Source organism: Mangrovicella endophytica (assembly GCF_002893625.1).
Classification (GTDB): Bacteria; Pseudomonadota; Alphaproteobacteria; order Rhizobiales; family Rhizobiaceae; genus Mangrovicella; species Mangrovicella endophytica.
In genome coordinates this window covers 23,663-37,497 of sequence record NZ_PKMZ01000015.1, presented here as the reverse complement: position 1 = coordinate 37,497, position 13,835 = coordinate 23,663, and the positions used below count along the sequence as shown (strand labels likewise).

Genomic DNA, 13,835 nt, shown 5'->3' with positions numbered 1-13,835 from the left:
ATCAGCTTGGCACGGCCGCAAGGGCTGGAGCAACGCGGCCATCCACCGCTGGCGCGGCGAAGCTGCGTGCATAGTGGCCGCCGCCGAGATCGAGGAGATGCGGCTCCTCGCCCCCATCAGATGGGCCGAACGGCCACGGCCAGGAAGCCGGATCGGAGCTGCGGTCGCGGCGCAGCCGGGCGAAGTCGAGGCGGCGGTCTGGATCAGGTTCCGGGATCGCCGCGATCAGCGCCTGCGTATAGGGATGCCGGGGCTTACAAAAGAGCGCCTCGCGCGGGGCGATCTCCACCAGGCGCCCTGCCGCCATGACGGCAATGCGGTCCGCCAGGTAATCGACGACACCGAGATTGTGCGAGATGAAGAGGTAGGTGAGGCCGAGCGCCTCCCGCAAGTCGCGCAGAAGATTGAGGATCTGCGCCTGCACCGAGACGTCGAGTGCGGAGACTGGCTCGTCGAAGATGATCAGCTCCGGTTCCAGTGCGAGCGCCCGCGCGATGCCGATGCGCTGGCGCTGCCCGCCGGAAAAGCCGTGCGGGTAACGGTTCAGATGCGTTGAATCGAGACCGACTAGGTGCAGCAGTTCCTTCACCCGATGGCGCCGCCAGCGCTCGTCGCCGAGGCCGTGGATCGCCAGCGGTTCGTCGAGGATCGCGCCAACCGTCATGCGCGGGTTCAGCGCGGAATACGGGTTCTGGAAGACGTACTGGACGCGCCGGCGCCACTGGCGCAGCGCCTCGCCTGAGAGCGCGAGCACGTCCGTCGTTGCACCGGCGTCGATCATCTCGACCGTCCCGACGTCGGTCGCCTCGGACCGCACCAGGATCTTCGACAGGGTCGTCTTGCCGCAGCCGCTCTCGCCGACGAGGCCGAGGCATTCGCCGCGGCGGATGTCGAAGCTGACATCGCGCACGGCGAGCGCGCGCTGAGGCGCCGCTGCCAGCCAGCGGCGGTCCTGGCTTGCGGCAAAGCTCTTGGTGATGCCGCGCACCTTCAGGAAGACGTCTCCGGCGGCGACGGAGGTCTGCATGGATCCTTTAGCCCTGTCGCGTGCGGTCCGTGAGGCCGCAGCCGGATCGACGCGGATCTCCCGGAGCGGCTTCAGGCGTTCGGCCCGGTTCATCCCCAGCCGCGGCACGGCATGGAGAAGCGCTTTCAGGTAGGGGTGCCGCGGGTCGGCGAAGAGATCGGCCGCCGTGCCTCGCTCCATCGCCTCGCCATGGTGCACCACAACCATCTCATGCGCCATGTTGGCGACGACGCCGAGGTCATGGGCGATCAGGAGGATTGCAGTCCCATGCTCGGCCTGCAGCCGGTTGAGCAGCTGCATGATCTCCGCCTGCACGGTGACGTCGAGGGCGGTGGTCGGTTCATCGGCGATGATCAGGGCCGGACGGCAGATCATTGCCATCGCAATCATGGCTCGCTGGCACAGCCCGCCGGACAGTTCGAAGGAATAGGTGTCGAAAGCGCGCTCCGGATCGGCAAAGCCGACCTCGCCGAGAAGCTCGATGCTGGCGCCCCGCGCCTCTCCCGCCTCGACGCCGCGGTGGATGCGGAGCGCCTCGCCGATCTGGTCGCCGATCGTGTGGAGCGGCGACAGCGCCGCCGTCGGATCCTGGAAGATCATCGCGATGCGGTCGCCGCGGATCGACCGGAAGACGTGCGAGTCCCGCTTCAGCGAGGCGAGGTCGATCGGCGGAGCGCCCGAAGGAGCCGCGGGGTCGCGGAACAGGATGCGACCGCCGAGGACCGCCGCCACCTTCGGCAGGAGGCCGAGGATTGCCAGCCCGGTAACGGACTTGCCGGAGCCGGACTCGCCGACGATCGCGACGGTGCGCCCGGCCGGCACGCGGAAGGACAGCTCATTTGCCGCCCGCACGGTGCCGGCCGGGGTCCTGAACTCGATGGTCAGACCCTCAACGGTGAGGAGATCGCTCATGCACGGTCCGCGACTGCCACTGCGCGCCGCAAGGGACGCCCCATCTCCTTGTTAATCCATGGCAATGACGGTGGCGAGACATGCCTTTCGACCAACCATCCGTTTCAAGGCAGTTTTAGATCGAGCAACACGGTTTCCGAGAAGAGATGGTCGATGTCGGCCGGCGCGACGTCGGGCGAGCGGTACCAGCGTGGCAGCCGGATCGTCTCGACCTGCCCGTTATCCGCAAGAGCGCCAGCCTCGGCCAGGAAGCGGCTGTCGATGGCCAGAACACCGGTCTCGCCCTCCACCAGCACATCGGCAACCGCCTGCGCATGCAGGGCAAGGATGCTCCGATCACTGGCATGGAGGATCTCGTGATAGGCGACGGCCTCGCCCTTCAGCTTCACCTGATAGACGAGGTAGCAGCCGTGTCCGTCCTGCGTGCGCAGCAGGGCGTGGCGGAGGTTGAAGGCGCGGTGATGCGCCAGGATCGCCTGATGCCAGGCATCCAGATGCGGCGCGATGCGATCGGGGTCCGTCTCGACCTGAAGGGCGCCGCGCTCGCCTGCGCGCGGCCGGAACAGCAGGCGGCTGTCGTCGAGGATGCCGAAGCCGAGCGCGCGGATCTTGCGGCCGGTCGCCGCCCGCGCGGTCATCGTGGCATAGGTGACGTCCGGCTGCGCCATGCCGGCCTGCAGCAGTGCGTCGCCGACACCGCTGCCGCGATGCTCGCGCAGAAGGTACCAGGAGCCGAGGTCGCAGAAGCGGCGCCATCCAGACGGCGTCAGCCTGTCGCTGTAGATCGTCGCCATGAAGCCGACGATGCGGCCGTCCGCTTCCACCAGCCAGCCGCGTTCCACGCCTTCCGGACGCCAGGGATAGTCGAGGATGCGGCGCCAGCGCTCCGGCGGGATTTTCGGGTTCATATGGGTGTGGAGGAGATCGACGACGCCGGCAATATCAACCTCGGTGGCGGGACGCACGACCGCACTCATGCAGCCGTGCCCCCGACTAATCCCGACATGGTGCCGGCGCTTGGCGAGGTGAGGCCAAACAGCGTGCCCGCGTCGACCGGCGCGATCACGGGATGGCCCGCTAGGACGGCCAGCAGTTGCTCCAGGAACGCCCAGGCCGGCGCGTCATGCACCAGATGGTGTGTCAGCAAGCCATAGGGTTCATCGGGGTCGTCGCCCCGCTCGCGCCGGAGCCGAAGCTCGTCCGCCATCGCGCCGATCAGCTTGGCCGCGCCGGCGAAATGCGCGCCGCCTTTCCAGCGCAAAATATCGAGATGCGTATGCGCCTCGATCAGCAGCGAGCCCCGGGGCAGCCGCCGCTCGCCATGGCCGCTGACGCCGCGATAGCCGGCAGCGTGCAGGCGATGCAGCACCCGGTCCTCGATGCGGTTCCAAGGCGGGGTCAGCACGGGGAGCGCGCGCGACCCGAACCGGCCCTGCAGCCGGGCCCGGCCATCCGCCAGCTCGGCCATGATCGCGGCATCGTCCCGCGCGCCGCCGCATTCCACCGCCCGTCCGCCCGGCGCGGCGTGGTTACGATGCGCATAGCCGTGCTGGAGGATGGCAACCAGCGGATGATCGCTCGCCTCGACGAGGCTCGCCTCCAGCGCCGCTGGAATGACCGCAAGCGAGAGCGGCATCGCATGAGCCTCGGCGATGGCGATCAGGCGCCGGAGCGCCGGCGTGTCGGCAACGGCATCGTCGTCGCGCCACCAAAGGCGCAGGCGCCGGCCCGCCGCCTGCCAGAGCGCCAGCTCGCTCAAGAGTTTGTCCGCATCCATGCCGCTGCGCATCCCGATGATCGGTTATCGGGATAAGCGCTCGCGTCTGCACGCGCAACGACGCCGCCGAACGGCCGCGCGGCTGGTGATGACACGGCAGCAGCCGGCAGCACAGGTGATCATCTGCGCCTATAAACAACTTGAAGTTGCAATCGGCGCTGCTATCCTGATCGGCGTGATCCACACCAACAGGAGAGCCACCATGTCCGGTACGCCGATGGGAGAGTCGTCGTTCGAAGGGACGAATATGAATGCAGAAGAGAGCCGCAGCTATCTCGCCGGCTTGGCGCGGTTTCAGGCCAGCCTGAAGAACCTGCATCAGGCTGAGGCGGAGCTCGCCGGTATACGCGCCGAGCTGGCACAGTCGGGCATCGACCTCGACATGAAGGACTCGCTGCACTGGTAGGCCGCGTCCAAGGCACGGTCATACCGCCGATCGCTTCGAACGCGCGAAGGAAGATCAGCGTCATGCGGGTGGATCGAACATTCCCGACCCACCTGCAGCTTGCCAGCATCGGCTCTGCCGCAGCAGCCCGAGGGTCTGGACAAGCCGCATCCTGATCGTGCGGAGCCGCATCGAGCGCACATGCCATTGCCTGCAGACCGAACCGCGGAACGTGCCGCGTTGGCACCGCTAGGCGCCACCGACAGACCATGGAGCCGAGCCATGACGCTGCCGTCGGTTCCGGTCGCCAGTGTCGACAATGCCTATGCCTGCCTGGCTGACGAATCCGGTTCGCCGGTCCTGCCGTTCGCAGGCGGGGATGCTGAACGCCTTGCGGCGATTGCCGTGAATATGGGCGCAACGCTCCGCTTCATGGCACCCGCCGCGGTTCGGCACAGCCGGAATCGAACAGGCGAGCGGGCGGGCGCGGAGAGCGTCGTCGCCTATGGCCGCAACGATCCGGCTGCGGCGCATCTCTACGCTCATCTGACGGGCCGCCGCGTCGCACTAGCCTTGGACGTCGCTGCGCTGCATCAGCTGGAGGTGCCCGCGGTGGTCATCGCTCTAGCGGACGATGCGGATGATGACCTGACGGACTGGGCGCAGGGGCTGCGTTCGTCGACGCCCGGACTGATCCTCGGCCGAAACACGGAGGAACTCAGACTCAAGCTTCTCGCCACGGCCATCGGCGTGATGGCCGGAGGTGGCGGCGGCCTGCCTCACCTGGTCGAGCTCTCGCCGAACCAGCGAAGCGGGTTCTTCGCCGGCCGCAGCTGCACGTTCGCCGGCGGTGGGGCCGATCCTGACACGATCCGCGCTGCGCTGAGACGCGGCGGCAGCCTGATCCGCATCACGGGACACGGTGACGGAATCGATGGCGATCTCGGCGGCGGCCTGATCCTGTGTCCGAACGATCGTGAATTCCGGCGAGCGGAGTGGCCGCGCCCGCCGCAGTGCCGCTCGACCGGCCAATGCCATCGCACCCGGATCCCGCTTGCCGATCCGGCGCTGGCGCGCCGAACCTTGACGCCAGATGCAGTGACAGCGCGCCTCCTGATCTGGAACACCTGCATCGGCTTTCCGGCACAGGCAAGCTTCATCGATCGCCGCTACGGCGTCGGGTTGCGGCTGGCGACGAGCCCGGCTGTTGGTGCCCTTGTCACGACAGGCAGTATCGTCCTCAGCGCCGAGGCATCGACGCAGTCGTTGATCCAGCCTCTTCTCGGCGGCGAGACGGTCGGCAGCGTGATCGGCCGGCACAATGCAGCGGCCGATGCGACCAGCGAGGCGCTGCTTCTCTTCGGCGATCCGGCATTGCGCATCGCCCCCGTTGTCGCAGCCGATGAACGCGATCCTCGGGGTGAGGCGCGAACCACGTCCGTTTCGACACCCGCACCTTCGGCGCCCCTGAAGCACAGCAGCCGAAGCGGGGCCGACGCCACCCTGCCCCTCCAAACCGCTGATCGACCGCCAGCCGTTCCACTGATGGAATTGATCGCCGGGCTCAAGGGACGCGCCGGGAACGCCAAAAGCGCCGCCGGCCGATCGCCGGTCGAGGCGCAGGCATCTCAGCATGAGACTCACCACGCGTTCGAACGGCTTGTTGCAGCTCTCCACGAGTCGAGCCTGGAGAGCCTGTGGTTGCGCCACGGTGCGATGCGATCCTTCGATCACGCCGCGCGCTGCCAGAACTGCGGGGCAGCCGCGACGTGCTACCGCATAAAGGTGCAGACGCAGCCACCTTTGACGCGGCATCTCACCATCTGCCGCGCTTGCGAGATCGTCGGCAACACCGAGGGCGAGCCGCCGTTCACGATCACCCTGTCGCGAGCGATGTTGAGCATCGAAGGTGCTGTTCCCGGCGGCGACTGGCATGCTGCGCTGATCTGGCGCCAGCGCTGGCCGCTCGGAACGAGGCTGCATCGCTGGCCGCAGACCGCCACCGGCGCGCCGGCCGTGCGCTGGGCTCCACCGGTCGACAACAACGCTGCCGCGTCGGCCAGTGTGCTCTTCGTCGTCGACGGTCAGTGCCATCTGTTCGGGCGCACCATGGCAGCGACCGGCGCGCCAGCAGGGTTTCGCATGCCTGCAACGCTGGCCGCGGCCGTGCCTCCGGAGGCCTGACGAGCGTTACTGAGCGCAACTTTTAGTTGCGTCTGCTCTGCCTTTGCGACAGCATCGCTCAGACGAGGCAGGAGCGCCGAGGCGAGCATGAGCGGGACGTCGTTCAATTCCCCGCGACCGGTTGCGAGCTGATCCATGTGCGGGATCGCCGGACTGATCGACCTTGGCGCGGCACCAGCCGACATGGCTCCGCTCCTCACGGCGCTGCGTCACCGCGGGCCGGACGCGCAAGCCTTCGTCAGGGTCGGGTCACTCACCCTTGGCGCAACCAGGCTCGCTGTCGTCGGCGCTGCGGGCGGCGCGCAGCCGATGCAGGATGAGCCTTCGGGGATCACCCTGGTTTTCAACGGCGAGATCTACAATGCACCGGCGCTGCGGCAGCAGCTTGCCGAGCAGGGGCATCGCTTCCGTTCCACCTGCGACACAGAGGTGGTGCTAAGGGCCTGGGTCGAATGGGGCCCGGGCACGCTCGATCGATTGTCCGGCATGTTCGCGCTTGCCATTGCCGAGCGCGACGGCCGGCGCCTCGTTCTTGCCCGTGACCCCGCGGGCATCAAGCCGCTGCTTGTCGCCCGTCTTCCAGATGGCCGCGGGCTGGTCTTCGCCTCGGAGATCGGTGCCCTGCTGGCGCATCCCGCCGTGTCGGCAGAGCTCGATCTGACGGCCTTCGCCGATCTCATCAGCGTCGGCCACCCACTTGGAGCAGCGAGCCTCTTCGCCGGCGTCGATGTGCTGCCGGCCGGCCATATTCTGGAGATCAGCTGGCAGGGCCGGCTGCTCATCGGGACGCCACGGCCCTTCAGAAGGCCGTATGACTGCGATGTCGCTCCCATCGACGCCGAAGATGCGGTCGAGACGGCGCTGGAGGCCGCCATTCGCTCGCATCTCCAGGCCGACGAGCCGGTCGCCGTTGCCTTGTCCGGCGGGCTGGATTCCAGCCTGATCGCGGCCTTGGCCGCCGAGTCCATATCCAGCACGGCGTATCGCCTGCGCAGCTACACGGTGGCGGCGTCCCCTGAGCATCCCGATGCTCGTGCCGCCGCCGCCGTGGCGGCTGCCATCGGGACTGAGCACCATCTGCTGACGCCGTCTTTCGACGATTATCTCGCCGCGGTGCCGGAGACGATCGCCGCGACCCGATCGCCGGACCTCGGCGCCGGTCCGATGTTCCTGCTGCTCTGCCGACGGATCGCCGCGGACACCAAAGCCTGCCTCAACGGTGAAGGCGCTGACGAGATGTTCGGCGGCTATCCATCCCATGTCGCAGCATTGCCGACCCTGGCGAGCATGGAGGATGGCCTGCGCCGCGCCCGCCGGAGCGGCCTGCAACCCAGCGACGCCGCGCTGGCCCTGATCGAGCGCGTTCGCAGGACCGCAAGCTCAGGCGTCGAGCATTTCGCCACCATGCTGGCCGTCAACCGTGCGGATCAGCTGGAGCGCTGCCATCTCGACCCCGTGGATCAGCTTTCGATGGCCGCCTCCCTCGAGATGAGGGTGCCCTATCTCGAGGGCAGCCTGCGTGCGCTCGTGACCGCCCTGCCGACATCGCTCCACCACCCGACGGCACCGGCAGGCCAGAAGCCGCTGCTGCGCCGCATCGCGCGCCGTCGGTTCGGCAGCCGGCTTGCCGCCGCCACCGGGCGGGCGAAGCTGATGATGCCCGATGCGGCCGGCGACCACGCGGTGACGTTCGCGACGATGTGCGAGCGCGCGCTGGCGCGGACCCCCTGGCGGCACTCGGCCCTTGGAGTCTGCTTCCCTACGGCAAAGGACTTCGTCACCTTCGAGCTCTTCCGGCGCATCTGCATCGAGGGTCAGGGGCGGCGAAGCGATCTTCCGAGCATCCGTGACCTTCTGGCGGAGCTTTCCGGCCGCCGCCGACGGGCACTCGCATGAGACCGGCGCCACTCGACCGGGACGGCGGCCCAGCCGGCATCCCGGCTGCTGCAGGATGAACCCGGTCGCGCTCGCCCTCTGCGGTTGCGGCTGGGTGGTGCGCCAGGCCTATGCGCCCGTACTGCGGCCGATGGCGGATCGCTTCGACGTGGCCGTTGTCTTCGACCCTGATCCGGCAGCCTTGGAGGTGGCCGAAAGGCTCTGGCCGAGGGCGCGACGCGTCACCTCCTTCGAAGCACTTCTGGACGAACGGTTCGACGCCGCCCTGGTCGCTGGACCTAACGCTTCGCATCTCGACCAGACGGTGCGGCTTCTTCGGAACGGCCGCGCCTGCCTCGTCGAAAAACCGGTCCTGCGCGACGAGGCTGACCTTGCGGCGCTTGCGGCAGCCGCCTTTGTCGGCGGCTCGCACCTGGTGGCGGCAACGGCGTGCCGCCACCGCGCCGACGTCCGCTTCTGGCTCGATCAATGCCGGCAGATCGCGCCACTGCGCCGCATCGATCTCCTATGGCACCGCCATGACGGTATCCCGGCGCGTGCTTGGCAGCGCCGGAGCGATGACGGCTGGACGGGCGTCGTGCCGGATCTCGGCACCCACCTCCTCGACATCGCCGGCGCTGCACTCGACTGGCCGGAGGGATCGATCAGGCGGACCGCTCTTCGGGCAGAAGTCGACACCGCGGAGTCGGCGGCAGCCCTCGCGGTCGGTGCCGCACGCTGGCACGGGGCAGAGACCGCGGTGCCGATGCTGGCGACGCCGAGCCGGTGCGCGCTGGGCCTGACGGTCAGCGGCATCGAAGTCACGATTTCCGTGCGCTGGCGCGACGAGACGGCCGGCGATCTGGTGCGCCTCTCCGCCGTCGGCGACAACGGCAGCGCGGTGCTGGAAGGGCTGTTCGGCTTTTCGGATGCGCGGCGGGTGCCATGGCAACGTGTGGAACGCCATGCGCCCGACGCCCCCATGATGGTCCGCGACTTCCAGCCAGGCGTTGCACTGCAGCGCGCGGGCTTTGCCGCCGTGCTGCGCGACTTTGCTGCACGTCTGCAGCAGCCGCCGTCGCCGGACAGTCCGATTTCTGCCGACCTCGCCTTCCTGGCGCGGGCCGGCACGGCCCTGCGGGCATGAGCGGCACGCCGATCTTTGCCGTTGATCTCGGGGCGACCTGGCTGCGCAGCGCTGTCGTCCTCGCAGGCGACATCAAGACGGATACGCTTCAGCGCTCGCCGACGCCCAGTGAGCCTGCCGAATGCGCCGAGCATCTCGATGCAGCCTGGCGCAGCGCCGGCAGGCCGGGACGCATCGCCATCGCCGCGGCGCCGGAACTTCAGCCCGACAGCACCGTCCGCCGCTGGCCGAACCGGCCGGAGTGGCTGGGCCAGCCTCTACTCTCCGCCGAGATGAAGCGGTTGCGGCCGACCCTCATCGACGATGCCACGGCAGCGTCCCTCTCCGCCGCGGCAAAGCTCTGTCCCGGCGGACGCGGAACGGTGGTGTGCCTCTCCGTCGGGACCGGCATCGGCGGCGGTGCGGTGGTTGAAGGCCGCCCGCTGCTCGGCCGCACTGGCGCCGCCATGGACGCCGGCCATATCCCCGTGCCTGCCGCACGCGGCGCCTCATGCCGCTGCGGCCGCCGCGGATGCCTGCAGGCGGTCGCGTCCGGCCGCAGTCTTGCGATGCTGGAAGCATCGGCCGGACGCCACTCGCCGGCCTATCGAACAGGTCGGCGCCGCGCGATCCGCGCGCTGGCCGAGGCCTACGCCATCCTGCACGCATTGTTCGATGCCGACGCCTACGCAGTCGCCGGCGGTCTCGGGCTCTCCGGCCTGCAGACGGATCTGAACCAGACGCTCGCGCATCGCGGCCGTCCGATCAACGTGGTGCCGCATCCCGACGGTTCAGGCGCCGCGCTCGTCGGCGCTGCACTGGCGGCCGGCTTGACGGAACGCGCCACGAAGAATTTACTACTTTAAGTTGAGGTGACTGGAGCAAGCCGGATGTTGCCGAGCTTCGCCGACCGTATCCCGCCCTGGCCGCTCCACGACGAAGCGGATGAGGCGGTCCTTCTGGAGACGCTGCGCTCTCACCGCTGGTGGCGCGGCAACGGCGCGCGCGGCGATGCCTTCGGGGCGGAGTTTGCCGACTATCTCGGCATCGCCCATGTCCGTCTCGTCGCAAACGGCACCCTGGCACTCGAACTGGCGCTGACGGCGCTCGGCATCGGCGCGGGCGACGAGGTGATCGTGCCGGCCTGCACCTTCATCGCGACCGCGTCGGCGGTGCTGCGGATCGGCGCGATCCCGGTGTTGGTCGATGTGGAGGCGGACACGCTGAATATCGACGTTGGAGCCGTCGAAGCCGCGACCGGGCCGCGCACCCGCTGCATCATCCCCGTCCACATGGCCGGCCAGGCGGCCGAGATGCCGGCGCTGCTGGCCTTGGCCCAACGCCACGGCCTCGTGGTGCTGGAGGATGCCGCGCATGCGCATGGCGCACGAGCCTTCGGTGCGATGCTCGGCACGCTGGGCGATGCCTCGATCTTCAGCTTCCAGTCGGGCAAGTTGATGACGGCGGGCGAAGGCGGTGCCGTCGCGACGAACCGGCCGGACGTCGCCGCGCAGACCTTCGCGCTCCATTCCTGCGGCCGGCCGCAGGGCGACACCGCCTACCAGCACCTGATGCCGGCCACCAACATGCGCATGAGCGAGTTCCAGTCGGCGCTCCTGTCCGGCCAGCTTCGGCGCCTCAATGGCCAGCTTGCCACCCGCGAGGCGGCGGCCCCGGTCTTCGAAACCGCGCTCCGCAGCGCTGGCCTTTCACCCCTTGTCACCCGCGCCCATATCGAGCGGCATTCGCGCTACATGGTGATGGCGTGGTTCGATCCAGCCGAGTTCGGCGGGCGCGATGCGAGCGCCCTCTCGGCGGAGCTGCGCGGCGCCGGCATTCCCGCCTATCGCGGCTTCCCGCCCGTGCATCGCACCGGCATGTTCACCGGTCCCGAAGCGGCCCGTCTGCTGCACGGCCGCGGCGCGCCGGATTACGCCCGGCTCGACACGCCGGTGGCCGAGGCTGCCGGCTCCCGCGTCATCTGGTTCCACCACGCCCTGCTTCTCGGGGACGAGCAGCTGTTGCACGACGTCGCCGCGGCCGTCGCCTCGCTGCGCACCCCGCGGGAGATGGTGCGTGGTACGGACTTCGAACTGGCGCGGTCGGCATGATGGTGCCATCGACGCTCGCTGATCTCGTAGCCCTTATGGAGAATGGCCGCTTCGTCGGCGACAGGTCCGCCGGTGGCGCGACCGTCGATCTCCAACCGGCTATTTCCGCCGCGGCAACGATGGCGGCCGCGTACCATCCCGGCGACCGCGTGCGGTTGCGTGGGATCCACGGCAACGCCCTCCTGCACGGCGTCCATACCTTGTGGCGCCGCGGTCTCGTGCCGGTGCTCGGCGCCGAGCAGCTGACTGCCGCGACGTGGACCGGCGAGGCGTCTCTTTTCGACTGGGACGGCCTTACGCTGCAGCAGCAGACCCACGGAACGCCGGACCACGACCCGCCGGCGCTCCTTCAGGCCACGTCCGGCTCGACACGCCACCCGAAGCTTGTGGCGCGGGGCGCGGCAAGCCTCCTCGACGAGGCGCAACGCTACGCTGCCCGATATGGCTTTGCCGCAGGTCAGCGGGCGCTGATCGCCGCACCGGTGTTTCACTCCTTTGCCTTCGGCGCGGCGCTGGCGCTCATCAGCGCCGGTGCTTCGGTCGAATGTCAGCGGACGCCGAACCCGGCTGCACTGGCGCGGCGCCTTCGCGCCGGCGATTTCGACGTCGTGGTGCTGACGCCCGCAATCGCCCGGCTTGCGGTCAAGGCACAGCGGGGCCTCATCGCCGATGGTGAGAGCAGCTGTCTGGTGATTGCCGGTGCCGGGCCGGTGCCGGACGCGCTGGATGCCGCATTCCGTCGGAGCTTCGGCTGCGCCCTCGCCCGCAACTACGGTTCGACGGAGACTGGTGCCACCTTCGGCGAACCCGCCTCGCTGCCGGAAGGGAGGATCGGACGTCCATTCAACGGCATCACCATTCTCGCGCCGCCGCCGGATGGCAGCATGGGCGAACTGGTGCTGTCGCTCGGCCATGCGATCCTCGGCGAGGAAGGCTCTGCCCTCTCCAGCGATCATGCCGCCGGCATCTGGCGCACCGGGGACGTGGTGCGGCGAGAGGCCGACGGCTCAGCGGTGCTGATCGGGCGGCTCGCCGATCGCCTAAAGATCAACGGCCACAGCATCGACGGTGCGGCGCTGACGCAGCGTCTGCGGGCGCTTCCGGGTGTCACAGACGCCCTCGCGATCTGCGGTCCTGAGCGCCATCGGGGTGGAGCCGACGCGCTCATCCTGGCGCTGGAAGGGCCGCGCCCGGACCCGGCCATCATCCGTGAAGCGCTGGCAGAGGTGCCTGCCGTACCGACGCGCATCGTCACGATGCCGGCCCTGCCGCGGACGGCCGCCGGCAAGATCGACCGCCTGCAGCTCCTCGCGGCTGATGAAAGGGCTGGCGAGCGGGCCGGGGCGGCCATCTCCAGCTATCAGGCGTGAACGACCGTGGGGGCAGCATCGCCCGGCTCCGGACGCCGACCTCCGGCGCCACGGTCCGGCTGCTGCCGCACTATCAGCCGCATCCCGCGGGCCTGCGCACCGCCGGCGGCCGCATCCTGCCGCTGCCGCCGGAGCAGCGGGCGCTCGCGGCCCTCTGCCAGGTGGAACGGCGAGCGGATGAGCTGCCGGAAGCCGGTTCCGCAGAGGCTGCGGCGCTGGCCGCGCTGCTGGACGCCGGTCTTCTCGTGCGATTGCCGCCACCGGTTGGCTCGCCTTTACGCGAAAGATACGACCTCATCCTCTCGCCGCATATCGATGATGCCGCGCTCTCCCTCGGCGGCACCATCGCGGCAGCGCGCCCCGTCGGCCGGCCACCCCTAGTGGTCAACATCTTCTCGCGACAGACCTATCAGGAGGCTTTGCGGGTGCCTCCGGCGCAGCTCGACGCATTGGCCGCAGAGGAGGACGCGCTGGCGGCCCGTATTCTCGGCTACCGGGCGCTTCATCTCGGCCTGCCGGGGGCGCAAGACCGGCGCGAATTGAAACTCGGCGCCGTGTTCGGCTGGACGAAAGCGAGGGTGCTGGACGGCCCGGCCGGCTCCGCCGATCTGGATGCGGTGCTCAGCGCTCTGGAGCCAGTCCTGCAGCGTGCCGCGCAGGACGGCTGCATGCGCATCCTTGCACCGGCCGGCATCGGCGGACATCTCGACCACGTCCTCACCCGTATCGCCGCGGAGCGATGGGCTGCGGCCACGGGCCTGCCGCTCATTTTCTTCGAAGATCTGCCCTATGGGGCGACCTCTGTCTTCGATGGTGCCGGCGCGACGGGCGGCCTGGAGCCGCGACTGACGAACATCGCCTCAGCCCTCGGCAGCAAGCGCGCCGCCTTGCGCGTCTACCGCACCCGGCTGCGCGATCATCAGATCGACGCCTGCCTGCGTCACGCCGCCACCATCGGTGCGCCGGACGTGCCGGCCGAGCGCAGCTTCAGGCAGCCCCACGCCGCCCTCGAAGGACTGCGGCGCGGCGGACAGTGGACTTCGCCCGTGCCATCGGCTCTATGACGCC

General features: G+C 69.2%; 11 protein-coding genes. 8 read left to right on the top strand and 3 right to left on the bottom strand.

The features are described 5' to 3' along the window. Nucleotide 1: 1 nt before the first annotated feature. The 3 genes from C0R46_RS19675 to C0R46_RS19665 form a co-directional block, all read right to left on the bottom strand. Nucleotides 2-1,939 (bottom strand): dipeptide ABC transporter ATP-binding protein, encoded by a 1,938-nt coding sequence (locus tag C0R46_RS19675; protein WP_102961384.1) that lies wholly within the window; start codon nt 1,937-1,939, stop codon nt 2-4. A gap of 104 nt (nt 1,940-2,043) precedes the next feature. After that, nucleotides 2,044-2,916, bottom strand: a complete 873-nt coding sequence (locus C0R46_RS19670; protein WP_102961383.1) for a GNAT family N-acetyltransferase — start codon at nt 2,914-2,916, stop codon at nt 2,044-2,046. Then, nucleotides 2,913-3,716: a polysaccharide deacetylase family protein gene (locus tag C0R46_RS19665; RefSeq protein ID WP_245413690.1), complete on the bottom strand. Its 804-nt coding sequence runs from the start codon at nt 3,714-3,716 to the stop codon at nt 2,913-2,915. The genes C0R46_RS19670 and C0R46_RS19665 overlap by 4 nt, the downstream gene beginning before the upstream one ends. Between C0R46_RS19665 and C0R46_RS19660 the strand changes: the two genes are divergently transcribed. The 8 genes from C0R46_RS19660 (at nt 3,715) to C0R46_RS19625 (ending at nt 13,831) form a co-directional block, all read left to right on the top strand. Further along, nucleotides 3,715-4,122: a hypothetical protein gene (locus C0R46_RS19660; protein WP_157944705.1), complete on the top strand. Its 408-nt coding sequence runs from the start codon at nt 3,715-3,717 to the stop codon at nt 4,120-4,122. The genes C0R46_RS19665 and C0R46_RS19660 overlap by 2 nt on opposite strands. Before the next feature lie 261 nt (nt 4,123-4,383). Further along, nucleotides 4,384-6,285, top strand: a complete 1,902-nt coding sequence (locus C0R46_RS19655; protein WP_102961380.1) for a hypothetical protein — start codon at nt 4,384-4,386, stop codon at nt 6,283-6,285. A gap of 135 nt (nt 6,286-6,420) precedes the next feature. Next, complete coding sequence (gene asnB / locus C0R46_RS19650; protein ID WP_102961379.1) at nt 6,421-8,181, top strand: asparagine synthase (glutamine-hydrolyzing); 1,761 nt, start codon at nt 6,421-6,423, stop codon at nt 8,179-8,181. A 55-nt stretch (nt 8,182-8,236) separates the two neighbouring features. Next, nucleotides 8,237-9,307: a Gfo/Idh/MocA family protein gene (locus C0R46_RS19645; protein ID WP_102961378.1), complete on the top strand. Its 1,071-nt coding sequence runs from the start codon at nt 8,237-8,239 to the stop codon at nt 9,305-9,307. Beyond that, nucleotides 9,304-10,152 (top strand): ROK family protein, encoded by an 849-nt coding sequence (locus C0R46_RS19640; protein WP_157944704.1) that lies wholly within the window; start codon nt 9,304-9,306, stop codon nt 10,150-10,152. The genes C0R46_RS19645 and C0R46_RS19640 overlap by 4 nt, the downstream gene beginning before the upstream one ends. A 24-nt stretch (nt 10,153-10,176) precedes the next feature. After that, entirely contained in the window at nt 10,177-11,397 is a 1,221-nt protein-coding gene (locus tag C0R46_RS19635; RefSeq protein ID WP_102961376.1) for a DegT/DnrJ/EryC1/StrS family aminotransferase, read from the top strand. After that, nucleotides 11,394-12,767 (top strand): class I adenylate-forming enzyme family protein, encoded by a 1,374-nt coding sequence (locus C0R46_RS19630; RefSeq protein ID WP_102961375.1) that lies wholly within the window; start codon nt 11,394-11,396, stop codon nt 12,765-12,767. The genes C0R46_RS19635 and C0R46_RS19630 overlap by 4 nt, the downstream gene beginning before the upstream one ends. Beyond that, nucleotides 12,764-13,831 (top strand): PIG-L family deacetylase, encoded by a 1,068-nt coding sequence (locus C0R46_RS19625; protein ID WP_102961374.1) that lies wholly within the window; start codon nt 12,764-12,766, stop codon nt 13,829-13,831. The genes C0R46_RS19630 and C0R46_RS19625 overlap by 4 nt, the downstream gene beginning before the upstream one ends. The last annotated feature ends 4 nt before the right edge of the window (nt 13,832-13,835 follow it).